At 67.0% G+C, this 23,930-nt stretch carries 21 protein-coding genes and 1 tRNA gene; 9 read left to right on the plus strand and 13 right to left on the minus strand.

What is annotated here, in order from left to right:
- Nucleotides 1-5 precede the first annotated feature (5 nt).
- From ACP693_RS10545 to ACP693_RS10560, 4 genes are all read right to left on the minus strand, one after another.
- On the minus strand, nucleotides 6-1,253 hold the full coding sequence (locus tag ACP693_RS10545; protein WP_426016999.1) for a serine hydrolase domain-containing protein: 1,248 nt from the start codon (nucleotides 1,251-1,253) through the stop codon (nucleotides 6-8).
- Nucleotides 1,250-1,951 (minus strand): TetR/AcrR family transcriptional regulator, encoded by a 702-nt coding sequence (locus ACP693_RS10550; protein ID WP_426019583.1) that lies wholly within the window; start codon nucleotides 1,949-1,951, stop codon nucleotides 1,250-1,252. The genes ACP693_RS10545 and ACP693_RS10550 overlap by 4 nt, the downstream gene beginning before the upstream one ends.
- A 73-nt stretch (nucleotides 1,952-2,024) precedes the next feature.
- Nucleotides 2,025-3,605 carry an AMP-binding protein gene (locus ACP693_RS10555; RefSeq protein WP_426016997.1) on the minus strand — a complete coding sequence of 527 codons (1,581 nt, stop codon included), beginning with the start codon at nucleotides 3,603-3,605 and terminating at the stop codon, nucleotides 2,025-2,027.
- Between the two features lie 89 nt (nucleotides 3,606-3,694).
- Nucleotides 3,695-5,863 carry a TonB-dependent receptor gene (locus ACP693_RS10560; RefSeq protein WP_426016995.1) on the minus strand — a complete coding sequence of 723 codons (2,169 nt, stop codon included), beginning with the start codon at nucleotides 5,861-5,863 and terminating at the stop codon, nucleotides 3,695-3,697.
- 184 nt (nucleotides 5,864-6,047) lie between these two features.
- Here ACP693_RS10560 and ACP693_RS10565 point away from each other — a divergent pair, with 184 nt between their 5' ends.
- A complete protein-coding gene (locus ACP693_RS10565; protein WP_426016993.1) occupies nucleotides 6,048-6,938 on the plus strand; it encodes an SDR family NAD(P)-dependent oxidoreductase in 891 nt (296 codons plus the stop codon).
- A 131-nt stretch (nucleotides 6,939-7,069) separates the two neighbouring features.
- On the opposite strand, the gene ACP693_RS10570 is transcribed toward ACP693_RS10565, so the two are convergent.
- From ACP693_RS10570 to ACP693_RS10585, 4 genes are all read right to left on the minus strand, one after another.
- Nucleotides 7,070-7,366: a DUF2891 family protein gene (locus ACP693_RS10570; RefSeq protein WP_426016991.1), complete on the minus strand. Its 297-nt coding sequence runs from the start codon at nucleotides 7,364-7,366 to the stop codon at nucleotides 7,070-7,072.
- Between the two features lie 130 nt (nucleotides 7,367-7,496).
- Entirely contained in the window at nucleotides 7,497-7,655 is a 159-nt protein-coding gene (locus ACP693_RS10575) for a hypothetical protein (RefSeq protein WP_426016990.1), read from the minus strand.
- A gap of 266 nt (nucleotides 7,656-7,921) precedes the next feature.
- The gene (locus ACP693_RS10580) at nucleotides 7,922-8,206 is read right to left on the minus strand and encodes a hypothetical protein (RefSeq protein ID WP_426016988.1); all 285 of its coding nucleotides are present in this window, start codon (nucleotides 8,204-8,206) and stop codon (nucleotides 7,922-7,924) included.
- 512 nt (nucleotides 8,207-8,718) lie between these two features.
- Nucleotides 8,719-8,808, minus strand: a tRNA-Ser gene (locus ACP693_RS10585).
- A gap of 105 nt (nucleotides 8,809-8,913) precedes the next feature.
- On the opposite strand from ACP693_RS10585, the gene ACP693_RS10590 reads away from it, so the two are divergent.
- Genes ACP693_RS10590 through ACP693_RS10610 form a run of 5 tightly spaced genes read left to right on the plus strand, consistent with a single transcriptional unit; the run spans nucleotide 8,914 to nucleotide 13,006 of the window.
- Nucleotides 8,914-9,762: a septal ring lytic transglycosylase RlpA family protein gene (locus tag ACP693_RS10590; RefSeq protein WP_426016987.1), complete on the plus strand. Its 849-nt coding sequence runs from the start codon at nucleotides 8,914-8,916 to the stop codon at nucleotides 9,760-9,762.
- A 49-nt stretch (nucleotides 9,763-9,811) separates the two neighbouring features.
- A complete protein-coding gene (gene tmk / locus ACP693_RS10595) occupies nucleotides 9,812-10,444 on the plus strand; it encodes a dTMP kinase (protein ID WP_426016986.1) in 633 nt (210 codons plus the stop codon).
- Complete coding sequence (locus ACP693_RS10600; protein WP_426016985.1) at nucleotides 10,441-11,433, plus strand: DNA polymerase III subunit delta'; 993 nt, start codon at nucleotides 10,441-10,443, stop codon at nucleotides 11,431-11,433. Before tmk ends, ACP693_RS10600 begins: the two co-directional genes overlap by 4 nt.
- Nucleotides 11,433-12,215 carry a TatD family hydrolase gene (locus tag ACP693_RS10605; RefSeq protein WP_426016983.1) on the plus strand — a complete coding sequence of 261 codons (783 nt, stop codon included), beginning with the start codon at nucleotides 11,433-11,435 and terminating at the stop codon, nucleotides 12,213-12,215. Before ACP693_RS10600 ends, ACP693_RS10605 begins: the two co-directional genes overlap by 1 nt.
- The gene (locus ACP693_RS10610; protein WP_426016981.1) at nucleotides 12,212-13,006 is read left to right on the plus strand and encodes an MBL fold metallo-hydrolase; all 795 of its coding nucleotides are present in this window, start codon (nucleotides 12,212-12,214) and stop codon (nucleotides 13,004-13,006) included. Before ACP693_RS10605 ends, ACP693_RS10610 begins: the two co-directional genes overlap by 4 nt.
- 51 nt (nucleotides 13,007-13,057) lie before the next feature.
- Here ACP693_RS10610 and ACP693_RS10615 read toward each other — a convergent pair whose 3' ends face one another.
- The gene (locus tag ACP693_RS10615) at nucleotides 13,058-14,671 is read right to left on the minus strand and encodes an NAD(P)/FAD-dependent oxidoreductase (RefSeq protein ID WP_426016980.1); all 1,614 of its coding nucleotides are present in this window, start codon (nucleotides 14,669-14,671) and stop codon (nucleotides 13,058-13,060) included.
- A gap of 76 nt (nucleotides 14,672-14,747) precedes the next feature.
- Entirely contained in the window at nucleotides 14,748-16,835 is a 2,088-nt protein-coding gene (gene recG, locus ACP693_RS10620) for an ATP-dependent DNA helicase RecG (protein ID WP_426016978.1), read from the minus strand.
- A 145-nt stretch (nucleotides 16,836-16,980) separates the two neighbouring features.
- Here recG and ACP693_RS10625 point away from each other — a divergent pair, with 145 nt between their 5' ends.
- Both ACP693_RS10625 and mfd read left to right on the plus strand, forming a co-directional pair.
- The gene (locus ACP693_RS10625) at nucleotides 16,981-17,310 is read left to right on the plus strand and encodes a succinate dehydrogenase assembly factor 2 (protein ID WP_271166269.1); all 330 of its coding nucleotides are present in this window, start codon (nucleotides 16,981-16,983) and stop codon (nucleotides 17,308-17,310) included.
- Nucleotides 17,310-20,765, plus strand: a complete 3,456-nt coding sequence (gene mfd / locus ACP693_RS10630) for a transcription-repair coupling factor (RefSeq protein ID WP_426016977.1) — start codon at nucleotides 17,310-17,312, stop codon at nucleotides 20,763-20,765. The genes ACP693_RS10625 and mfd overlap by 1 nt, the downstream gene beginning before the upstream one ends.
- 4 nt (nucleotides 20,766-20,769) lie before the next feature.
- On the opposite strand, the gene ACP693_RS10635 is transcribed toward mfd, so the two are convergent.
- Nucleotides 20,770-22,077 (minus strand): diguanylate cyclase domain-containing protein, encoded by a 1,308-nt coding sequence (locus ACP693_RS10635; protein ID WP_426016975.1) that lies wholly within the window; start codon nucleotides 22,075-22,077, stop codon nucleotides 20,770-20,772.
- Nucleotides 22,078-22,374: 297 nt separating this feature from the next.
- On the opposite strand from ACP693_RS10635, the gene ACP693_RS10640 reads away from it, so the two are divergent.
- Nucleotides 22,375-23,220 carry a YihY/virulence factor BrkB family protein gene (locus ACP693_RS10640; RefSeq protein WP_426019581.1) on the plus strand — a complete coding sequence of 282 codons (846 nt, stop codon included), beginning with the start codon at nucleotides 22,375-22,377 and terminating at the stop codon, nucleotides 23,218-23,220.
- Here the strand turns inward: ACP693_RS10640 and ACP693_RS10645 are convergent.
- Both ACP693_RS10645 and ACP693_RS10650 read right to left on the minus strand, forming a co-directional pair.
- Entirely contained in the window at nucleotides 23,177-23,365 is a 189-nt protein-coding gene (locus tag ACP693_RS10645; protein WP_426050119.1) for a sulfurtransferase TusA family protein, read from the minus strand. The genes ACP693_RS10640 and ACP693_RS10645 overlap by 44 nt on opposite strands.
- Before the next feature lie 59 nt (nucleotides 23,366-23,424).
- Complete coding sequence (locus ACP693_RS10650) at nucleotides 23,425-23,913, minus strand: CinA family protein (RefSeq protein WP_426016974.1); 489 nt, start codon at nucleotides 23,911-23,913, stop codon at nucleotides 23,425-23,427.
- Nucleotides 23,914-23,930 lie beyond the last annotated feature (17 nt).

The following is a 23,930-nucleotide window of genomic DNA, read 5'->3' on the forward strand; positions in this document are numbered from 1 at the left end:
CCGGTCTATTTTTCGGGGTGGGTCAGTGCGGCGTAGGTGAGGGCGCGGGCCCTGGCGCGGAACTCGCTGCTGACCGGATCGGCCATCCGCTGAATCATGCCGACGAAGATCAGGTCGTTCTCGGGATCGATCCAGAACCAGGTTCCGCCCCCGCCGCCCCAGCTCAGCGTGCCCTTGCCCTCGACCGCATCGAGCGCCTGGGGATCGATCAAGACCGCGAAGTCCAGTCCGAAGCCGAAGGCGGGGTTGAACGGCAGCAAACGCAGGGGATTGGCCGTGTTCAGCACGGCGTCGGGTATGACATTGGTTGCCATCAGGTCGGTGCTGGCGGACGACAGGATGCGCGCCCCGTCCAGCTCGCCCTTGTTGAGGATCATCTGACAGAACCGGGCGTAGTCGATCGCCGTGGAGACCAGCCCCCCGCCGCCGCTCTCGAACCGGGGCGGGCGAGTGTAGTCGTTGATCGGCATGTCGAAGGCCTCGGTTGCGGCCTTCAGCCCGCCCTTGCCATCGTCGCTGTACATCTCTGTCAGCCGGTGAACCTGATCGGGCGGGACGTGGAAGCCGGTGTCGACCATGCCCAGCGGCTCGAAGATGCGGGTCTTCAGGAAATCGCCGAACGTCTGGCCCGACAGGCGCTCGATCACCAGGGCCTGAAGGTCCGTGGCGATGGAATAGAACCACTCGGTTCCCGGCTGGAACATCAGCGGGATCGCGGCGGCGCGTCGGACCAGATCATCATGGCTGTTCGCCATCATGACGCCGGCCTCGCGATAGGCGCGCTCGATCGGGTGGACGTCGAACAGGCCATAGCCGAGGCCGGCCGTGTGGCTCATCAGTTCGCGCATCGTCGGTGGGCGAATGGCGTCCTGATTCAGCATCGTTCCGTCCGGCGCCAGGCCGGCGAAGACCTTCTGGCCGGTCAGTTCGGGCAGGACATCGGTGATCGGATCGTCGAGACGCCAGCGGCCTTCCTCGAACAGGATCATCATGGCGACGCCGGTGATCGGTTTCGTCATCGAATAGATGCGGAAGAGGGCGTCGTGCGCCAGCGCGGCCTCGTCGCCGAGACGCGCCTTGCCGAAGGTGTTGAAGGCGGCGACCTGTCCGTGGCGCATCAGCAGGGTCGACGTACCCGCCACCAGAGCGGCCTCGACCATGCCCGACATATAGCCGTCTAGCGCGCCCAGGCGGTCAGCGTCGAAACCCAGCATCTCGGGCGAAGGCGCGAAAGGAAGGCCGCCGAGGGTCATTCGTGCGCGCTCCGCCGCCGCTCGTCCGCACGGTCGCGGAAGACGCCGATGAAGCCGTGGGCCATGAAGGCCGCCATCCGCTCCTTGATCGCCTCGAAGTCGTCAGACCGGCATTTGCCGCCGGACAGGTGATCGATCCGGCCCGTGCGCGCCAGGCTCAACGTCAGGGCGCCCGTGACGAAGTGATAGCCCCAGAAGATGTCTTCCTCGGCGGCGTCGGGCATCGCCTGTTTGAGCAGGGCGATGAGCCGCAGCACGACAGGATCATACAGCCGGTCCATGACCTCGGCGCCCCAGGCGGGGGTGTTGTTGATCTGGGCGCTGAGGGCGCCGAAATGCCGCCAGCCGTCGCCTCCGGTCGAATAGGTGTCCAGGTCGGTGTCCAGAAAGGCGCGCAGGGCGCCTTCGACCGTCGGCTTTCCGTCCACGGCCTTTTCGTAGGCGTCGAGGGCCTCCATGCGGCGTCCGCTGGTGATGGGCGCGCGCCGCGCCATGACCCGGTCGAACACCTCCTGCTTGTCGGTGAAATAGTAGTGGACCAGCGACTTATGCACGCCGACCTTTTCGGCGATGTCCTTGATCGTCACCCCGTAGAAGCCGTGCTGAGAGAACAGTTCCTCCGCCGCATCAAGAAGTTGCTCCAGGCTTTCGGCGCGTTGTTCGGCCTTGCGACGCGGTTTCGGAGACGGGGTGGTCATGGCCAGAACCTCAAGACGGTCCGGCGCGCCTTGAGGGTGAAACGCCGACTCGATGTTGGAGATGGCGTCCATCCTAAGCGCCTCCATAGGTGGCGCGAAGCAGGGTCTTGTTGATCTTGCCCGTGGCGGCCAGCGGCATGGTCTCGACCCGAACGATGCGATCGGGAATCCACCAGTCGGCGACCCGCCCCTTCAGCGTCGCCTTCAACGCTGCGTCGTCGATGTCCTGCCCCCGCGCCGGCTCGACCACCATCAGGGGCCTTTCGCCCCATTTGGGGTCCGCCCGGCCGATCACCGCGACCAGGCCGATGGAGGGCAGGGCGCCGACGATTTCTTCGATCTCGACGGGATTGATCCACTCGCCGCCGGACTTGATGAGATCCTTGGACCGGCCCGCCAGCGTCAGATTTCCCGCGTCATCGAGAACGGCCAGGTCGCCCGTGTCGAACCAGCCGTCGGCGTCGAGGGCGGTCTCGGCGGCGTCGAAATAACGTTCGATGACGCTCTGACCCTTGACCTTCAGGTGACCCACCGCATTGCGTTGTTCAGGCAGGGGTGCGCCGTCGCCGTCGGTCAGCAGCAGGTCCAGCCCCATAGGTGGTCGACCCGAACCTCGCGCGGCGCCGGCCTGCGGGCTGCGGGGGGATATGGCGCCCAGCGGCGACAGCTCGGTCATCCCCCAGCTCGTCTGCACCGTGGCGCCGAACCGGTCTTCCATGCGCCGCAGCAGGCTGTCGGGGCAGCTGGAGCCGCCGATGATGATCCGCTCCAGGCTGTCGGTCTGGCGTCCGACGGCGTCGAGATGGTCAAGAAGACCCAGCCAGACTGTTGGCACGCCGACAGCCACCGTGACCTGATGGTGGTCGATCAGCCGGGCCAGGCTCGCTCCGTCCGTGACGCGACTGGGCAGGACAAGATCCGCCCCGACCGCCGGCGCCGCGAACGGCAGGCCCCAGGCATTGGCATGGAACATCGGCACGGCGACCAGCACGGCGTCGGCGGCCGTCAGCGCGATGGAGTCCGCCTGCAGCGCGCGCAGGGTATGCAGATAGTTGGACCGGTGGGTATAGGCCACGCCCTTGGGCGCGCCGGTGGTGCCCGAGGTGAAGCACAGACCCGCCAGCGCGGTCTCTTCGAACCGACCCCAGGCCACGGGCCGGCCGCGTGTTTCGAGCAGGGTTTCCAGATCGGCATGCGCCGTCTCAGGTTCGACCTTGTCCAGCAGGATCAAACGTTCAAGGCGTGGACAGGCGGCCAACAGGGCCTCGGCCATGTCGCGCAGGCCGGCGCCGACCGCCAGCACCCGATCCTCGGCCTGGTTGATCATGGCGGCCAGGTGCGCGACGGTCAGGCGCGGGTTCAGCGTGTGGCAGACAAGGCCGACGCCCATGGCGGCGTACCAGATTTCGACGTGATGCTGGGTGTTCCAGGCCAGGGTGGCGATCCGGTCGCCGGGCGCCAAGCCAAGATCGAGAAGGGCGCCGGACAGGCGGTTCGCGCGGCCGCGGAGCGCAGCATAGCCGATCAGGGTATCGCGACCGTCTTCGCCTGCCGTGACGACCCGCGCCTCGCCATGCCATTTGGCGCCGTGATCCAGGAAGCGATCCACGGTCAGCGCATAGTCTTGCATGGAGCCGGGGGGCGAGCCGATCATACCGGGCAGAGGTCCAGACTGTTGTCGATGCCGGCGGACCGGCGAGGGCGCGGGGACGACAGCCGTCAGGCCATCGTCCCCGATTGGGTTCAGAAGGTCTTCGTCAGGTTCACGCCGAACTGTCGCGGCGGTCCGGCGTAGCGCAGGCCCGAGTTGATGGCGGCGATATAGGTCTGGTCGGTGGCGTTCAGCGCATAGGCGGCCAGGGTCCAGTCATTCGTCTTGTAGCTCAGCAGCAGGTTGATCAGGTTTCGGGCTTCCAGCCGATCGCCGAGCGCTTCGTTGTTGAAAATGCTGGTCCAGGCTTCGCCGATGTGGGCGTAGTCAATCCGAGGCGACAGGGTCGCGCCGTTGGGCAGTTGGACGTCGTATTGGACGCCGATGTTGAACGTCAGCTCCGGGGCGTACCCTTGGGTGTTTCCGTCCAGGTTCAGGCAGTTGGCCGTGGCTGGGCCGGTGGCGGCGTTGCACGTGCCGCTGCGCGCGATGCGCGGATCGGCGGCGTAGAATTCGCCCAGCTCGGAGTTGGAGACCTCTGCGCCGACGTCCACAGTCCAGGCGTCGAGCCGCACCTGGGCCGACGCTTCGAGGCCCATCAGCACCGTTTCGTCCGCCACGTTGACGATGGAGCTGAACAGCGGAACGGCCGGATCGCCGACCACGACCTGGAAGCCTTCGTAGGTCATGTAATAGGCGCCCAGCTGGGTGCGGACCCGACCGCCGAGCATCGTCGACTTCCAGCCGAGCTCATAGTCGACCACGTCCTCGGGGCCGAACGAACTGGCCGGGACGTAGAAGTTGGGTGCGTTCAGACCCCCCATCTTGAAGCCGGTCGCGACGAAACCGTAGAGGAAGTTGTTGTCGTCAACCTTGTAGTTGATGCTGACCTTGCCAGTGGTCTTGTCAGCGGTGACCTCGTCGTTCTGGAGCAGCTGCAGGCCGAGCGCAGGATAGGTCGTATAGACGTTCTCGTTGCGCGAGCTGCTCTCGGACCAACGCGCGCCGACCTGGATCTGAAGCCGATCCGAAAGGTCATAGCTGATCTGGCCGAAGACGGCGGTCGTCTCCTTCGGCGTCTCGCCGAAGATATAGTAGTCGAAGACCCCTTCGGGGAAACCGATGTGATAGGCGCCTTGCGGGAAGGTCGTGACGGGGAAGGTCACGTCGTCCTGCTGCCAGAAGGCCCCCAGCAGCCAGGTCAGGCGCTGGTTGTCCGGCGAGACCAGGTTGATCTCCTGGGACCAGACGGTCTCTTCGACCCGGTCATAGAAGGTGTTGTTGAGCGCGCTGGTGCCGTCCAGATCGGTCGAGAACTCGCTGATCCCGTCCTGGTAACCGGTGATCGAACGCAGGGTGATCCCGTTGTCGAAGACATAGCTGACGTTCAGCGACAGGCGGGCGGTCTCGTCCTTGCCTGAGTGCGGGCCGTTGGCGGTGATCTTGAACGGATCGTTGGTCGCCAGCGCCGGATCGGCGGGGTAGCCGCCGAAGTCCTGGTTGTTGTAGTCGCCCTTCAGCAGAACCCGCAGGGCCGGCGTCGGCGCCCACAAGACACTGGCCCGGACGCTGTTCATCTCAATGTCGCCCGGATCGCCGCTATAGGGGCCGGTGATGTCGTGGAAGCTGCTGCGCCGCTCGCTGTTCGCAGCCAGGCGAACCGCCAGGGTGTCGGTCAACGGGACGTTCACAGCGCCCTGGAACTTGAGATTGTCGTAGTTGCCGACCTGGCCCATCACATAGCCGTTCACGCTCGTGAAGTCGGGATTGCGCGAGGTGATGAAAACCGCACCGCCTGTGGCGTTGGTGCCGGCGAAGGTGCCCTGCGGCCCCCGAAGGAGTTCGACGCTGCCGATGTCGTAGTAAGGTTCAGCCTGGAAATAGCCGGGGAAGACCGGAACGCCATCGCGATAGGTGGTCACCCCCACGCCGATGGCGGTGGTGGGCTCCGACTTGCCGATGCCGCGTACGTTGAAAAAGTTGCCCTGGCCGAAGTTCTGGACCGTCGTGGACGGGGCTACGAACTGGAGTTGCTCCAGCGAGAAGACGCCCCGGTCGTCTAGGCTGTCGCCGGACAGGACGGTCGCGGCGACGGCGGTCTCCTGCAGGTTGGTGGTCCGGCGTTCGGCGGTCACCACGACATCGCTCACCGATGCGGCCTGCTGATCGTCAGTCTGTCGCGGCGCGGGATCCTGAGCCTGGGCGGCTCCGGCCCACAGCAGGACGGCGGCGGATGTGGTCAGCCAGAGCTTGCGCCCCATGGTCTTCCTCCCTCGATGTTTCCTCGGCGCTCTGACGGCGCCATGGGGTGACCGTCTCACCGATCGCCGGCTTCGTCAATCCTCACTCGTCGGCTAGTGAAGATTGACCTTTTGGTCGGGATCGCCAAAGTGCTGCGGTTCACACAGGGCGATCGCGGCAACGTCCGCTGCAGGGGAGACAATCATGACCATCGATCTCACGGGCCGCGTGGCCATCGTCACCGGCGCCGGCGGCGGCCTGGGGCGGAGCCACGCGCTGGCTTTGGCGCGTCACGGGGCGCGGGTAGTGGTCAACGACCTCGCGTCGGCGGCGTGCGAAGGCGTGGCCGCAGAGATTCGCGCGGTCGGCGGCGAGGCGCTGCCCTGGACCTGCAGCGTGACCGACCGGGACGCCGTGGCGGCCATGGTCGAAGGTGTGATCGCCCAATGGGGCGGGGTCGACATCCTAGTCAACAACGCCGGCATTCTAAGGGATCGGACCTTCGCCAAGATGGACCTGGATGACTTCGCCCTGGTGCTCGACGTTCATCTGATGGGCTCGGTCAATCTGACGAAGGCCGCCTGGGCGCACATGCGCGACAAGGGCTACGGGCGAGTGATCTTCACCACCTCGTCCTCCGGCCTGTACGGAAACTTCGGCCAGTCGAACTACGGCGCAGCGAAGATGGCCCTGGTCGGCCTGATGCAGACCTTGGCGCTCGAAGGTCAAAAATTCGACATCCGGGTCAACTGTCTTGCCCCCAGCGCCGCCACGCAGATGACCCAGGGTCTCTATTCCGAGGAAGACCTGAAAGGGCTTTCAACCGATCTCGTCAGTCCGGGCGTGGTGGCGCTTGCCAGCGCGAACGCGCCGACGCGGACGATCCTGCTGGCGGGTTCCGGCGCGTTTGAGCAGGCGCATATCACCATGACGCAGGGCGTCTATGTGGGCGACCATGCGGATTGCGCGAGCCAGATCGAAAGCCTGTGGGATCGGATCGGCAGCCGTCACGACGAGCGTGTGCCCGACGCCGGATCCGCTCAGTACACCCATGAAGTCGCACAACGGAAGCGCGCCCATAACGCCGCAACTTGAGCTCAGTAGACGCCAAACGTCGCCTGCGCGGCTATGTCGATCCGTGCTGGCGGGCGCGCCAGTGCGCGTCGGGTCTCAGCGCTATGTACCGCAATCGCGGGCAAAGGCGCGCTTGGTCATCGGCTCCCGAGTTACAGTAACGGACTCAGTCGTTTATCCGGGGTGGGCGGCATGAGCGCCAGAAGCGCGAAGCTGGGCAGCCAGTGCTCGCCCATATAGTCGCCAGTGCTGTGGGGTAGGGCGGCGTCGAGGTGGCGTTCGGCTGCGGTTGCGGCAGCGGCCTGAAGCGGGGCCAAAGATGAAAGGGCTGCCGCGATGGCCCGCCAGCACCAGCCGCGGCTCAAGTTCAGGCCGTCGAGATGGGCGATCCGGAAGCGCGCTCGTCCTCGATGGCGGGACCTGTAGCAGGGCCTGTCTCGTGTGGGCACAGGGATCGAATAGGATTGCGGACATGGGCCGACGGGACGGGCGAAGGTGTCTTTCGTCCGAGGTGCAGGCTTTCCACCCCGAGATTATTCAAATGCCGTCATGTGTCGGCCGTATTGACGGCAGGCGAGCCTACCCCGCCGCCCATCGCGTGATCAGGAAGACGCTGCCGGCGATAACGGCCCAAGCGGCGAGGCTGGCGGCGACCAGGGCCACCACCCGCACCTTGCCCGACCACCTCGGTTCAGGCGCGCCCCATAGCGGGCTTCCATTGTCGTGACGCATTGGCATGGCAGGAACCTAAGCACATGCGGACGCCGTTCGCATCTCCATCAAGCGCCACATTGGATATTTGTGTGTTCCTACGGGCGCTGACCGAAATGAGCAGACCGAGAGGTCGGTACCGCCACGTCCAGCAACGCGGTCGAGGCCCAATCGGAAAACACGTTGTTGATCTTCTCCGCCGTATCAAGGCCGTTCCGGTCTGAAGATTGAATATGATCTGAGGGCTCTGGCTGAACAGGTCCCGCCGGAGCGATCAAGCAGGCCTGAGCCCGTCAGGTTCGCCTGTATTGAGCGCCGGTGTCGCGGTTGACCTGGTCCATGACGTAGGCGGAAACGCTTTCCTGACGTCTTGGCTTGTTGTTGGCGGCCGCCCAACGCTTGAAATCTTTCACTCGCACGGTGACGGGCTCAGGGGTTAGGCCCCCGTCTCTATATTTTGGGAGTTCGGCCTGGGTGCGAGCAAGCCACTCCGCGTATGTCGGGAGGAAGTTCGGATCGATCTTCAACCATTCCGGCCAGTCGCTTTCGACGTACCAAATCACGAGCGCCTTCTGCATGGGGACCTCGAAGTGTGCCGTTCCGTCAAGCGTCGGTTGTGATGGGCCGGGGCGTTTGCGGAACCGCCGGCCCTTAGGTCCCCGCTAGAGCGAGCCGTCAGACCAGCTCGGCCTTGACATTATCGTTTGCACCCCTAGCGCGCAATCCCACAATCTAGCAGGTGTGTTCCGCCACCCATAGCTGGCTGATAATCCGCTCTTGCGGATTGATCAGGCCATCAGACGCAATGGGGTGCGAGGAGTCTCTCGCCACGGAAATCGCCCGTTACGAAACCGGGAAAGTCCGAGACGGGTCAGGTCCATGGTCGTGCCTGCGCTACGCTTATCGGTCTCATCGCGGGGCGCATTCTAAAGCGTTCGCCAGATCGTCAGCCGTCGCTGGTGCGCGCGAATGGGCAAAATGAACACAGATGAAACGGTCTGGAACACCGTCCCAATCGGTCGCCGGATAGGCGGGTGTATAGGCGGGTGTCAGCGCAACTGTCCGATTTCTTCAATAAAATCAATGGAAATGGCGGAAGCGGTGGGATTCGAACCCACGGACGGCTCTCACCGTCGCTGGTTTTCAAGACCAGTGCCTTAAACCACTCGGCCACACTTCCTTGCCGTCGGAGCGGAGGCGGACGCCATAGCAGGCGAACGGGTCATTAACCAAAGCGGAAATGTCTTCGATCATCCTGTTTTCGTATTTTTGACGAGGCGGATCGATGACGTGTGGAAAATGGGTGCGCGGCGCCCTGATCCTGGGGCTGTTCTCGCTGCTGGCCGCCTGTTCGACGGCGGGCGGCGCAGGCGTGGGCGGGACGCGCGGCGAGGCGCGCCTGCCTGTGGTCAAGGACCCGGCGCCGATCGTGTCGGGGACAATGCGGCCGTATCAGGTGCGCGGACGCTGGTACACGCCCAAGGAACAGCCGGATTACGAAGAGGTCGGGATGGCGTCCTGGTACGGCGACGCCTTCAACGGGCGGCCGACCTCGACCGGCGAGCGGTTCGACATGCATGCCCTGACGGCGGCGCACAAGACCCTGCCTCTGCCCGGTCTGGTCGAGGTGACGAACCTGGACAATGGGCGGCGGCTGGTGGTGCGGATCAACGACCGGGGGCCGTTCGTGGACAGCCGGATCATCGACCTGTCACGCGAGGCGGCGAATGAACTGGGGATGCTGTCGCAGGGCGTTGGGCGGGTGCGAGTGCGCTATCTGGGCCGGGCGCCGCAGCAGGGCGGGGGCACGCTGTTGAGGGCGTCGGCGCCCGCGCCGCGCGTCTCGGCACCGGTCAGCGCGCCCGTGAGCCGGCCCGTGCCGGTCGCCGCCGCGCAGGTCGCGCCAGCGGTCGAGGAGGTCTCGATCTATTGGGTGCAGGCGGGGACCTTCTCCGACCAGGGCGAGGCCCGACGAATCGCCGACAGCCTGAGCGGCTGGGTAAGGGCCGATCTGAACGGCGGACGGTTCAACGTCGTGGTGGGGCCGTGGGACAGCGCCAATGCGGCCGAAGCCGCCCGACAGTCGGTCGTGGCGCGGGGTTATGCGGGCGCCCTGTTGATATCCGGCAACTGATCGCGCGCACGGGCTTGCGCCGGGTGGCGCCCGCGCGCCATGAAGGCGCGTGACCCGTGGACAATTCATAAGCTTCGAAGGCGGCGAGGGCGCCGGCAAGTCGACCCAGGTCGGGCGGCTGGTCGCGCGGCTGGAGCCCGTGCTGGGCGAGCGCAAGGTGGTGCGCACCCGCGAGCCGGGCGGATCGAAGGGGGCGGAGGTGATACGCAACCTAGTGGTGGCCAATGACGCCGAGCCCTGGTCGGCCATGACCGAGACCCTGCTGATGTACGCCTCGCGCTCGGACCATCTGGAGCGGACCATTCGCCCGGCGTTGGCGGCCGGCGACTGGGTGGTGTGCGACCGGTTCGCCGACAGTAGTCGCGCCTACCAGGGCGCGGGCGGCGGCGTGGCCCAGAGTTTCATCGAACAGATCGACGCAGGCGTGGTCGGGGACGACCAGCCGAACCTGACCCTGGTGTTCGACCTGCCAGTCGAGGTGGGGCTGGAGCGGGCGTTCGGGCGCGGCCTGTTCGAGACGCGGTTCGAGTCCAAGGGGGTGGAGTTCCACCAGCGACTGCGCGAGGGCTTCCTGCGCATCGTCGAGGCCAATCCCCAGCGGTGCGTGCTGATCGATGCTGTGGGATCGCTGGACGAGGTCGAGGCGCGGGTCTGGCGGGCGGTTCAGGGCCGGCTGCTGTGAGCGAGGACCATCCTCGCGATCGGTTCGACCTGGTCCCTGATGCTGCGGCGGAAGCGGCCTTTCTGGATGCCTGGGAACGGGGGCGTCTGCACCACGCCTGGCTGTTGTGCGGGGTCGAGGGGACCGGCAAGGCGACCTTCGCCTATCGCGCGGCGCGGCGGTTGCTGGGGGCGGCGGCCGATCCGGCGCGTGGTCCGCTGGGCGCGCGGCGCGATGATCCGGTCAGTCGCTTGATCTCGGCCCAGTCGCATCCGGACCTGCTGGTGCTGGAACGGTTAGTCGAGGGCGGCAAGACCAAGAAGTCGATCTCGGTCGATCAGTCGCGCGAACTGCCCGAGTTCTTTTCCAAGAGCCCGTCGCAGGCCCAGTATCGGGTGGCGATCATCGATGCGGCCGACGACCTTAACATCAACGCCGCCAATGCCTTGCTGAAGGTTCTTGAAGAGCCGCCTGAGCGCGGCGTGTTGTTCCTGGTGACTCACGCGCCGGGTCGGCTGCTGGCCACGATCCGGTCGCGCTGTCGGCGGCTGAGCTTTCCGATCTGGACGCCGGATCGGCTGGAGACCCTGGTGCGCAATCGCACGGGGGCCGAGCCGGAGGACGCCGAACATGCGGCGATCATGGCGGGCGGGTCGCCGGGCGCGGCACTGGCCCTGGCGTGGGGGGCGACCTTCGAGATGGACCAGTTGGCGCGACGTTGGGTCGAAGGCGATGTGGACTGGGCCGAAGCCCTGGCCATCGCCGACAAGTTCCGGGGCGCGGAGGGGCAGGAGCGGTTCGAGACCCTGATGGACCGGCTGATCGCGGCGGTGCGGATGCGGGCCCTGAGCAGCCCGGCCGGCGCAGGCAACCGCTGGGCCGAGCTGTGGGAGCGGCTGCAGCCCTTGCCGGAGCGGGCGGCGGGGCTGAACCTCGACAAGGCCGATGTGCTGGCCGGCGCGCTGGCGGACCTGAAACGGGTTCAGGCCCAGCAGGAGCGGATGGGCTGATGCTGATCGACAGCCATGTGAACCTGCATGCGCCCCAGTTCGACGAGGACCGGGATGACGTGATCGCCCGGGCGCGCGAGGCGGGGGTCAGGCTGATGGTCGAGATCTCCGACAAGCTGACGACCTTCGAGGCGACCCATGGGATCGCCATGGCGCACGACGACATCTGGTGCACGGTCGGGGTCCATCCGCACGAGGCCAAGGATGCGGCGGATCTGACGGCGGCGACCCTGATCGATCTGGCGCAGCGGCCCAAGGTGGTCGGGATCGGCGAGTGCGGCCTGGACTTCCACTATGACTTCAGCCCGCGCGAGATCCAGGCGGCGGTGTTCCGCCAGCATGTGGCGGCGGCGCGGGAGACCGGTCTGCCGCTGGTGATCCATACCCGCGAAGCGGACGAGGTCATGGGGGCGATCCTGAAGGAGGAGCACGCCGCCGGGCCGTTCAAGATGCTGATGCACTGCTACACTAGCGGGGCGGAACTGGCGGGAATCGCAGCGGAACTGGGGGCCTGGTTCTCGGTCTCGGGCATCGCCACCTTCAAGGCGGCCGAGGATGTCCGGGCGGTGATCCGCGACATGCCCGGCGACCGTATAATCGTCGAGACCGACTGCCCCTATCTGGCGCCTATCCCGCATCGGGGGCGGCGCAACGAGCCGGCCTATGTCGGCCATGTGCTGGACAAGCTGGCCGAAATCCGGGGCTGGAGCGCCGAGGAGGCGGACCAGAGAACGACCGAGGCCTTCTTCGGCCTCTTTGACCGGATACCGAGACCTGTATGAGTTTCGAAGTCGTCATCCTGGGCAGCGGATCCTCTGGCGGGGTGCCGCGGGGCGATGGCGACTGGGGCGTCTGCGACCCGGCCGAGCCGAGGAACCGGCGGACGCGTTGCTCGATGCTGGCGAGGAAGACCGGGCCGGAGGGGACGACCAATGTCCTGATCGACACCTCGCCGGACCTGCGCGAACAGATGCTGGCCAGCGGGACCCGGCATGTGGACGCTGTCCTCTATACCCACGATCATGCGGACCAGACCCACGGGATCGACGATCTGCGCACCTTCGCCGCGCGGTCGAGGAAGCGAATTCCGGCCTGGATGGATGAGGCGACGCATGGCTCGCTGACGCATCGGTTCGATTATATCTTCGAGAGCAAGTTCGGTTATCCGGCGCTGCTGGATGGGCGGCTCATTCCGGCCCACGGGGCAGCCTGGTCGGTGGAGGGGCCGGGCGGGGCGATCCCGATCACGACTTTCGACCAGGCGCACGGGCCGATCCGGTCGGTGGGGTATCGGCTGGGCGACATGGCCTATTCCAGCGACGTATCCGATCTGGACGAGGCGGCGCTGGCGGCCGTGGCCGGGTGCAAGATATGGATCGTGGACGCCCTGCGTTACGCGCCGCATCCGACCCATGCGCATCTGGACCGGGCGCTGGAATGGATCGCCGCCGCGGACGTGGAGCGCGCGGTGCTGACGAACCTGCATATCGACATGGATTACAACGCACTGTCGGCGATTGTTCCTGCCAACGTCGAGGTCGGGTTCGACGGCTGGAGCCGGATGATTGGCTGAGGTTGGCAGGTTTGGCGGGGCGGACAGCGCAGCCGATGCGCCACCTCTTGTCTACGCCGCCACCTTCGCAACCATCGACCGGGCGACGGCTTCGGCCACCTTGATGCCGTCAACGGCGGCCGACAGGATGCCGCCGGCATAGCCGGCGCCTTCGCCGGCAGGGAACAGGCCGCGCACGTTCAGGCTCTGAAAGTCGGCGCCGCGCGTCATTCGGATCGGGGATGAACTCCGGGTTTCGACGCCCGTCAGAACCGCCTGGGCGTCGTCGTAGCGGGCGATCTTGCGGCCGAAGACGGGCAGAGCCTCGCGCATGGCGGCGATCACATAGTCGGGCATTAGGGGCGCCAGGTCGGTCGGGCGCACACCCGGCTTGTAGCTGGGGACGACCTCGCCCAGCGCGGTCGAGGCGCGGCCCGCCAGGAAGTCGCCGACCAGCTGGCCCGGCGCGAAATAGTCGCCGCCGCCGGCCGCATAGGCGCGGGTCTCCAGCTCCCGTTGCAGTTCGATGCCCGCCAGCGGGTGGTCGCTCCCGTAATCTTCCGGCGAGATCCCGACCACGAAGCCGGAGTTGGCGTTCCGCTCGTTGCGCGAATATTGGCTCATGCCGTTGGTCACGACGCGGCCCGGCTCGCTGGTGGCCGCGACCACGGTGCCGCCCGGGCACATGCAGAAGCTGTAGACGGTGCGACCGTTGCTGCAATGGTGCGAAAGCGTATAGGCCGCCGCGCCCAGATCGGGGTGGCCAGCGCAAGGACCGAACATCGCCCGATCGATCCACGACTGCGGATGCTCGATGCGGAAACCGATCGAGAACGGCTTGGCCTCGATATGGACGCCGCGCTCGTAGAGGGTCTGGAAGGTGTCGCGCGACGAATGGCCGATGGCGAAGACCACGTGATCGGCCTCCAGCGTCTCGCCCGTGTGCAGGCGCACGCCCCGGATGGCGCCCTTGTCGAGATCGATGTCCGTGACCCGTTGCTCGAACCAGTATTCGCCGCCCAGAGCCTCGATCTTCTCGCGCATGGCCTCGACCATGGTCACCAGACGGAAGGTGCCGATGTGCGGATGGGCCTCGGTCAGGATCTCCTCCGGCGCCCCGGCCGCGACGAATTCGGTCAGCACCTTGCGGGCCAGGAAGCGCGGATCCTTGATCTGGCTGTAGAGCTTGCCGTCGGAGAAGGTGCCCGCGCCGCCCTCGCCATACTGGACGTTGGACTCCGGGTGCAGCTTTCCCTTGCGCCAAAGTTCCCAAGTGTCCTTGGTCCGCTCGCGCACCACCTTGCCGCGGTCGAGGATGATCGGCTTGAACCCCATCTCGGCCAGGATCAGCCCGGCGAACAAGCCGCACGGCCCGGCGCCGATCACGAGCGGCCGAAGGCGCTCGGTCTTGGGCGCAACAGCGACAGGGTGATAGGCGACGTCCGGCGTCGGCGCCACGTGCACGTCTTCCGCAAGGCGGGCCAGCACCGCCGTTTCATCCCTCACCTCGACGTCGAGGATGTAGACTTTCAGAATCGCGGATTTCCTGCGGGCGTCGTGCGCCCGCTTCCATATCGACCAAGACATAAGATCGTGCGGCGGCACGCCCAAGCGGGCGGCGATCGCGGCGGGCAGGGCCTCCGGCGGGTGGTCGAGGGGCAGCTTGAGTTCTGACAGGCGCAACATCCGGGGCGTTCTAGCCGCTCAAGTCTTTGGATCCTAGGCACAAGGCCCACGATGACGGACGTGGGCGCGGCGCCCTTCAATCCGCCCCCGCCTTATGCCCTTTCCAGTCGAACAACTCCTCCAGCACCTGAACCGCCTGACCGCGCTCGGACGCCAGGTCGGGGTCGCGGTTCAGGATCAGGCGAGCGTCGTCGGCGGCGGCCAGCATCAGGGCGCGATGGCGGATCGGGTCGGCGAAGCGGTAGGCGGGGAAGCCGCTCTGTTTCAGGCCCAGGGGGTCGCCGCCGCCGCGCAGGCGGAAGTCTTCTTCCGCGATGACGAAGCCGTCCTCGGTGCGGCGCAGGGTTTCGAGGCGTTCTTTTGCGGTTTCACCGAGGGCGCCGTCCTGGCCGCCGTACAGCAGGATGCAGGAACTGGCCTTTGAGCCCCGACCGACGCGGCCGCGCAGCTGGTGCAACTGGGCCAGGCCGAAGCGGTCCGCGTGTTCGATGACCATGATGGAGGCGTTGGGCACATCCACCCCGACCTCGACCACAGTGGTGGCGACCAGTAGGGGAATGCGGCCGTCGGCGAAGTCGGCCATGACGGCTTCACGCTCGGCGCCCGGCATCTGGCCATGAGCCAGGCCGACCTCGACGCCCAGCAGGCGGCGCAGGTCGTCGGCGCGGTCGACGGCGGCGGCTAAGTCGATGGCCTCGGATTCGGCGACCAGGGGGCAGATCCAATAGGCCTGGGCGCCGGCGTCGAGGGCCGTCTTCAACCGGGCGGCGACCTCGCCGATCCGCGCGAGGGGAACGACGGCGGTGGTGACGGGGGTGCGGCCCGGCGGTTTCTCCATCAGACGGCTGACTTCCAGCTCGCCGTACTGGGTCAGTTCCAGGGTGCGGGGGATGGGGGTGGCCGACATGGTCAGCAGGTGGACGGCGCCGATGCGCGGATCGCCTTTTGCTTGCAGCCGCTGGCGTTCGCTGACGCCGAAGCGGTGCTGTTCGTCGATGACAGCCAGGGCCAGGCGGTCGAAGCGGACGGCGTCCTGGAACAGGGCGTGGGTGCCGATGGCGACCTGGGCGTGACCGGAGGCCAGGGCGGCCAGTTTCTCGCGCCTCTGGCCGTTGGTGTCGCGGCCGATGAGCAGGACGGAGGCGACGCCGGCCGCCTCCAGCAAGGGGCCGAGCTTTTCGTAATGCTGGCGGGCCAGGATTTCAGTCGGGGCCATCAGGGCGGACTGGAAGCCGCTGGAGGCCGCGTCAGCCAGGGCCAGGGCGGCGACGGCGGTCTTGCCCGAACCCACGTCGCCCTGAAGCAGGCGGCCCATCTGTTTGCCCGAAACCAGGTCGCGACGGATTTCGGCGACGGCCTGGGCCTGGGCGTTGGTCAGGGTGAAGGGCAGGGCCTGGAGCAGGTGGTCGGAGGCGGGGCCGGGGACGATGACCGGCGAGGGCTTGATCTCGCGAGCGCGGCGACGTCGGGCCAGGGCCAGCTGGTGGGCCAGGAATTCGTCATAGGCCAGGCGCTGGCGGGCGGGGGCGTCGGGCGTCAGGTCGAGCTCGCCCGTCGGGGCGTGCAGGGCGTCGAGGGCGGCGCGCCAGCCCAGCCAGTTCTGCTTCTTCAGCCAGGCGGGGTCCTGCCATTCCGGCAGGTCGGGGGCGGCGGGCAGGGCGGCCTGGACCAGTTTGCGCAACTGGCGCGAGGTCAGGCCTTGCGTCGCCGGATAGACGGCTTCGGAGGCCGGGATGTCGGCGGCCTTGTCGGGCGTGACGATGTCCGGGTGAACGATCTGGACCTCGCCGTTGAAGCGTTCGACCTTGCCCGAGACCAGCCGGGTCTCGCCGCGCGGCAGCAACCGGTCGATATGCTGGGGCGAGCCGCCGAACCAGACCAGATGGACGAAACCGGTCGGGTCGCTGGCGCGCACCTTCAGCGGGGCGCCGGGGCGGCTGGGGACGAACAGGCGGTCGATGACGATCTCGAAGATCCCGACCTCGCCGTCCACGGCGGTCGCCGCCTCCATCGGACGACGGACGATGACGCCGGAGGGGCTGAGGAAGGCCAGGTCGCGCACCAGCGGCCCCGCCACCTTTTGCACCAGGGGCAGGACACGGGGACCCACGCCCTTCAGGCTGGAGACCTCGGCGAACAGGGGAAAGAGAATCTGCGGACGCATCGCCGGGAACATAGCGTGACCATGACGGGTGGCGAAGTGGGCGAAGGAGCGCTATCTGCGCTTCTTCCATTTTAGGACGCTAAGGTTCGCCACGCGGTGGATCGCGGCTTGAACCTCCTTCAACCTTGCCGGGCCAGGATTGCTTGTGACCGAAATCCCCCAAGACGACAGTGGCGACCAAACGGCCCTGGAGCGCAAGCAGCGGCTGGGCCGTATCCAGTTCCGGTCCTGGCGGCGCGGTTTCCGCGAGGCCGACATGGTGCTGGGCCCGTTTTCGGACCAGGTGGCGCCGACCCTGACCGACGCCGAACTGGATCAGCTCGAACTGCTGATCGACGAGGAGGACCAGTGGCTCTACGGCTGGATCATCGAACGTGACCCGACCCCGCCCGAGTTCGAGACGCCCGTGATGGCCAAGGTTCGCGCCTTCATGCGCGAGCATGTGGCCGCAGAGGTCGGCAAGGGCATCGGCTGATGGATCAACAGGTCACTGTGCAGCACCGCACCGACGCCGATCTGGGAGGGGCGCCGGAGGGGCTGGACGCCTTGCTTGTCGCCGAGCGGATCGCAAAGGATGGCGGCGTCGGCGTGTTCGTGGCGCGCGACTATCAGCGGTCGGGCGGTTTCGTTCAGGCGTTCCGATTCTTTTCTCAAGAGATTGAGATCCTGGAATATCCGGCCTGGGACTGTCTGCCCTATGACCGGCTGAGCCCCACGGCGGGCATCGCCGCCCAGCGGATGGCGACCCTGACCCGTCTGGCCCTGCGCAAGCCCGACGACAACCCGGTCCTGGTGGTCACGACGGTGTCGGCGGCCATGCAACGCACCCCGCCCAAGTCGGTGACGACCCAGGCGGGGTTCGAGACCAAGGTCGGGAGTGATCTCGACATTCAGGCGCTGGAGCGGTATTTCGCCGCCAATGGCTATGTCCGGGCCTCCACCGTGTCGGAGCGGGGCGAGTTCGCCGTGCGGGGCGGGGTGGTGGACGTCTATCCGCCGGGCTTCGAGGAGCCGGTGCGGCTGGACATGTTCGGGTCCGAGCTGGAATCGATCCGCACCTTCGACCCTGAGACCCAGCGGTCGACGGGGCAGATGACGGCGGTGTCGCTGGCGCCCGTGTCGGAGGCCTTGCTGGACGCGGCGGCCATCTCGCGGTTCCGCACCGGCTATCTGAACCTGTTCGGCGCGCCCGGCGACGACCCGCTGTATGCGACCATCAGCGAGGGCGCGCGGCGTCAGGGGATGGAGCAGTGGTTGCCGCTGTTCTACGAGACGCTGGATTCGCTGTTCGACTATCTGCCCGACCAGGCGCAGATCTTTCTGGACAATCAGGCCGAGAGCGCGCGGGCCGAGCGGTGGGACTTGATCGCCGACGCCTATGAGGGCCGGGCCGAAGCCGCCAAGACCAAGGGTCATGCGGCCGCCAATCGCGCGCTGCCGCCGCGATCGCTGTATCTGGACGCCGGCGACTGGAACCAGGCCCTGGCGGGTCGCGCCGTGCGACGGTTCACGCCGTTTTCCGGCGGTGGAGAAGATGCGGGCGGCCGGTTGGGTCGGACGTTTGCGGCCGAGCGGGCGCAGGACAGCGTCAACCTGTTCGAGGCGGTGGCGGCCCATGCTGCGGCGCTGAAGGCCGACGGCAAGCGGGTGCTGTTCGCCTCGTGGACCGAGGGCTCTTCGGAGCGTCTGGCGACAATGCTGGCCGATCACGGCCTGGATCATATCGTCGCCGTGCGCGACTGGGCCGATGTCCTAGCGGCGCCGAAAGACCTGTATCTGCGCGGCGTCCTGCCTGTCGAGCATGGGTTTGCGACGGACGAGGTCGCGGTCATCTCCGAGACCGACATCCTGGGCGACCGTCTGGCGCGGCCGCGCAAGAAGCGGCGGGCGTCGAACTTCCTGGCCGAGGCTTCGGCCCTGACGACCGGCGATCTGGTCGTCCACCTGGACCACGGTATCGGGCGTTACGAGGGGCTGAAGACGCTGGAGATCCAGCAGGCGCCGCACGACTGCCTGGAGCTGTTGTATGCCGGTGACAGCAAACTCTATCTGCCTGTTGAAAACATTGATCTTCTGACTCGTTATGGGTCGGATTCAGAAGGCACGCAGCTGGACCGGCTGGGCGGAGCCGGCTGGCAGGCGCGCAAGTCCAAGGCCAAGGAGCGCCTGCGCGCCATGGCCGAGGGGTTGATCGCGCTCGCCGCCAAGCGGGCGCTGCGCGAGACCGATGCGGTCGTGCCGCCGCCGGGCCTGTTCGCCGAGTTCTGCGCCCGCTTCCCCTACGAGGAGACGGACGACCAGCTGAACGCCATCGGCGACGTGCTGGAGGATCTGGGCAAGGGCACGCCGATGGATCGCCTGATCTGCGGCGACGTCGGCTTCGGCAAGACCGAGGTGGCGCTGCGGGCCGCCTTCGTGGTGGCCATGACGGGGCAGCAGGTGGCCATCGTGGCGCCGACCACCCTGCTGGCGCGGCAACACTACAAGACCTTCACAGAGCGGTTCGCCGGCTGGCCGGTCAAGGTGCGCCAACTGTCGCGGATGGTGGGGGCCAAGGAGGCGTCAGAGACGCGGGCGGGGCTGAAGGACGGTTCGGTCGAGATCGTCGTCGGCACCCATGCGGTGCTGTCGGAACAGGTCGGTTTCCGCGACCTGGGCCTGGTCATCGTCGACGAGGAGCAGCATTTCGGCGTCAAGCACAAGGAGAAGCTGAAGTCGCTGCGCGCCGACGTCCACCTGCTGACCCTGACCGCCACGCCGATCCCGCGCACCCTGCAGATGGCGCTGTCGGGCATTCGTGAGATGTCGATCATCGCCACCCCGCCGGTCGATCGCCTGGCGGTGCGGACCTATGTGACGCCGTGGGATCCGGTGCTGGTGCGCGAGGCCCTGCTGCGCGAGAAATATCGCGGGGGTCAGGCCTATTATGTCGCGCCGCGCCTGAAGGACCTGCCGGCCATCGAGAAATTCCTGCGCGAGCAGGTGCCCGAGGTGAAGTTCGTGGTCGGTCACGGCCAGATGTCGGCGACCCAGCTGGAGGAGGTGATGAGCGCCTTCTACGACGGCGAGTACGACGTGCTGGTCTCGACCACCATCGTCGAAAGCGGACTGGACATCCCGACCGCCAACACCCTGGTCGTGCACCGCGCCGACATGTTCGGCCTGGCGCAGCTGTATCAGATCCGGGGCCGGGTCGGCCGGTCCAAGGCGCGTGCCTTCGCCTATTTGACCACGGACGCGGTCAAGCCGATGACCCTGTCGGCCGAGCGGCGGTTGCAGGTGCTTCAGTCGCTGGACAATCTGGGCGCCGGCTTCCAGCTGGCCAGCCACGACCTGGACCAGCGCGGCGGCGGCAATCTTCTGGGCGACGAACAGTCGGGCCATATCCGCGAGGTGGGCGTCGAACTGTACCAGCAGATGCTGGAGGACGCGGTCGCCGAGCTGCGCGAGAAGGGCGAGGGAGCCAATGTGCATCGCGGCTGGTCGCCGTCGATCAACGTCGGGGCTTCCGTCCTGATTCCAGAGGAATATGTCCCGGACCTGAACGTCCGTCTCAGCCTGTATCGCCGCCTGTCCGACGCCGAACAGGCCGAGGATCGCGAAGCCTTGGCCGCCGAACTGATCGACCGGTTCGGGCCCCTGCCGGACGAGGCGCAGCAACTGCTGAAGATCGTCGGCATCAAGTCGAACTGCCGCCGCGCCTGTATCGAGAAGATCGACATCGGGCCGCGCGGCGCGGTGCTGACACTGCGCGACAACAGCTTCCCGAACCCGATGGGTCTGGTGGGCCTGATCCAGAAGAACCAGGCGTTCTGGAAAATCCGGCCGGATCAGAAGATCGTGGTGTCCGGCGACTGGCCGACGGCGGAGGAGCGGCTGAAGGTGGCGGAGCGAATCACCGCCGACCTGGCGCGGGTGGCGGGGGCGTAAGCCCTCAGCGCGTCTTTTCGAACAGGTCGGCGGAGGCGCGTTCCAGAAGGGCGGCGGCACTTTCGTTCGGCTGCATCTCGGCGGCGCCGACGTCGAACTCGGCCACGAAGGGCGAGCGGTCGGGGCCGGCGTCGAATGCGGTGCAGCCGATGACGGCGGCGATCCGCTCTGCGGCCAGACGCGCCGGCTCGGCGTGGGTGGCGGGCAAGGCTAGGGCGAAGACTTCCTTGGCCAGGCGGGCAGGCGTGTCCTCGACGCGGACCAGACGCGAGACCATGGCCCCGATCTGGGGCATGGCGCGGTCCAGCCAGCCGCCCTGACGCGCCCAGGTGACGGATTCGGTTTCGCGAACGCGCAGCACGCAGACCGACAGCGGACGCTTGCGCGCGCGAGATGCCTCGGCGACGCGGCCCAGATGGCTGGCGAACAGTTCGGGCGTGAAGAGGCCCGTCGCAGGGTCCATCAGCTCCAGGCTGCGCACAGAGTCCAAAGTCTTGCGGATGCCGAGGTGGGTGCGGTGGGCGCCGGCCAGGGCCAGGATACGTTCGGCCGTCTCGCCCTCCGGCGTATCGGCCGAGGCGACGTCGGCGAAGCCGCGGTTGAACAGTTCCGACAGGCTGATCTCGTTCTTGCCGCGCAGATAGAGCATCAGCGGGATGTGATAGAGGCGGGTGTTGCGCTTCATGCCCGCCGCGATGGACAGGGCCGGCGCATGATCCTCGGCGCCCCACAGCACGGCGGCGTCGAACGGGCTTTCGTGCAGATAGTCGAAGGCGGTGTAGGGGGTGGGGGCGGCGACGACCTCGACGCCCGCAGCGGTCAGGGCGTTGGACAGGGCCAGGAAGCGGCGATCCGCGACGCCTGCGGCCAGAACCCGCAGCGGCCCATCATCATCGAAACGGACATCCAGCTTTATGTCCTGCTTCGCAAAGGTGGCCACCCGCAGGTGAAACTCTTCCTCGGCGATGGCGGCGCGACCTAGTTGCTCCAGCCGCAGGGCGGCCTGTGCCGGATGGGGCGGGGCGGACATGGTCAGGTCCGCACCCTTGATCGAATCGGGGCGGGCGCCGATGACCATGATCGGCAGACGGCGCGGCTCGGCGGCGGCGCGCAGGCGGGTCGCCACGTCCAGGCCGAAGGCAGCGATGTCGATAACGGCGGCTTCCAGCGGAAAGTCCTTAAGCGTCATCTCGGCAGAGACGAGGTCGCGGGCCGTGACGGTGCGCCAGCCCAGTGCGTCCAGCCCTGCAGCGAGCGGCCCGATCCGGCCGTCGTCAGCCGCCAGGATCAATACACGCGCGTCGAAAGCCAAGCCGGTCGTCTCCGTAAGTCGCCGCGCCCATAGCCAGCCGGCGACGCGCAGACCATAGCGACGAGGGTGTTAAGGATGCAATGTCACGGCGGGCGGAACCAAGGCGTCCACGAGAAAGTCCGTCCTCACGCGGATGAGACTTTCGCGACCGACGAAATCCGCTAGGTTCCGCCGCTTGTTGCAACGGTTGTGGGGACCGGCTTGAGCGAACAGCTGACACGATCGGTCCTAAAGGCGCCCGGATTCTGGGGCGGACTGGCCGTGCGGGCCTTCGCCCGCAGCTGGGGACGCGACGTTATGCTCTATACGGGCGGTGTGTCGTTCTTCGCCCTGCTTGCGGTGTTTCCGGCCATCGCCATCCTGATCGGCTTCTACAAATTGGGCCTGTCGATCAGCGAGGTCAGCGCCCAGGCGGCCGCTCTGTCGGATCTGCTGCCGAAGGCCGCGCAGAACATCTTCCAGGGTGAGATCACGCGGCTGAGCAACGCCTCGGCACGGACGGTCTCGGCCCAGAGCGCCTTTGCGCTGTTCGTCGGCGCCTATGCGGCGCACAGGGGATTCAAGGCCTTGTTGGCGGGACTGAACCTGATTCATGACGAGACCGAGCCGCATGGGTTCTTCAAGTTCAACCTGCTGGCCTTCTTTGTCGCCATCTTCGCCTTTGCGCTGTTCACCGTGGTGTCCGGCGCGGTCGTGACGGTGCGGATCCTGGCCCACGCGTCGGCGGCGGCGGGATCGCCGATGCGCAGCGGTATTGCGCCGCTGGACGCCTTCCTGCCTGCCATCGGTCTCGTGATCGGGCTGACGCTGCTCTATCGCTACGCCATGAGCCACCGAACGCCTGTGGCCTGGCTGCCGGCGACCGTCGGCGGTCTGGTGGCGACGCTGATGTCGGTCGTGTCGTCGTGGCTGTGCGCCATCTATGTCGAGCAGATCGCGCCGTTGGGGGCTACCTATGGATCGGTCGGCGCCGTGGTGGTGCTGCTGATCTGGCTGTCGTGGAACGTCAACGCCATCTTCTACGGCGGGGCCTTCGCGACCGAGATGGAACTGGCGGCCAGGGCTCGGGCTGTGGCCGACCAGGAACCGGCCAGCGTGGTCAATCTGTCGGAGCGTCGCGCCATTCGCCGGTCTCGACCGTAAGGCGCAGCAGGCCGTCCGTTTCTTCGACCGCGATCATCCGGCCGTTTTTCTGAGACATCAGGAAGAGCACATCGATGCGTGCCATCGGGTCGGTGGCCAGGAGCACGAACCGTGATCCTGGCGGGGCGCCGTTCATCGCCTTCATCAGTTTGAGACTGGGCACGGGGCAGCGGTGGCCCTTTGCGTCGACGACTACAGGATCGCTCACGCCAATCGGTCCGCCAGCATGTCCAGAGCGATGCTGACGCTGGCCAGGCGGACGGCGTCGCGGCCGATGTCGCCGAATCGCTCCTCGCGGTGGATCTGGCCGGCGGGACCGCAGGCCGAGAAATGCACCAGGCCGACCGGTTTCTCGTTCGACCCGCCGCCGGGACCGGCGACGCCGGTGATCGAGACCGAGACGGCGGCGCGCGACCGGGCGACGGCGCCTAGGGCCATGGCGCGGGCGGTCGCCTCGGACACTGCCCCGTGGGCGGCCAGGGTCGCCTCCGGCACGTCCAGCATCTGCATCTTGGCGTCGTTGCTGTAGGTGACGAAACCCCTGTCCAGCGCGGAAGATGAGCCGGGAATGGCCGTCAGGGCCGCCGCGACCAGGCCTCCGGTGCAGCTTTCGGCCGTGGCCAGCATCAGGCCGCTTTCGGTCGAGGTTGCGACGATCTGTTGCGCCTTGCGCTGGATGTCTTGGGCAAACATGGCCTTTTCATAGGCTG

Source organism: Brevundimonas sp. TWP1-3 (assembly GCF_049896085.1).
GTDB lineage: Bacteria > Pseudomonadota > Alphaproteobacteria > Caulobacterales > Caulobacteraceae > Brevundimonas.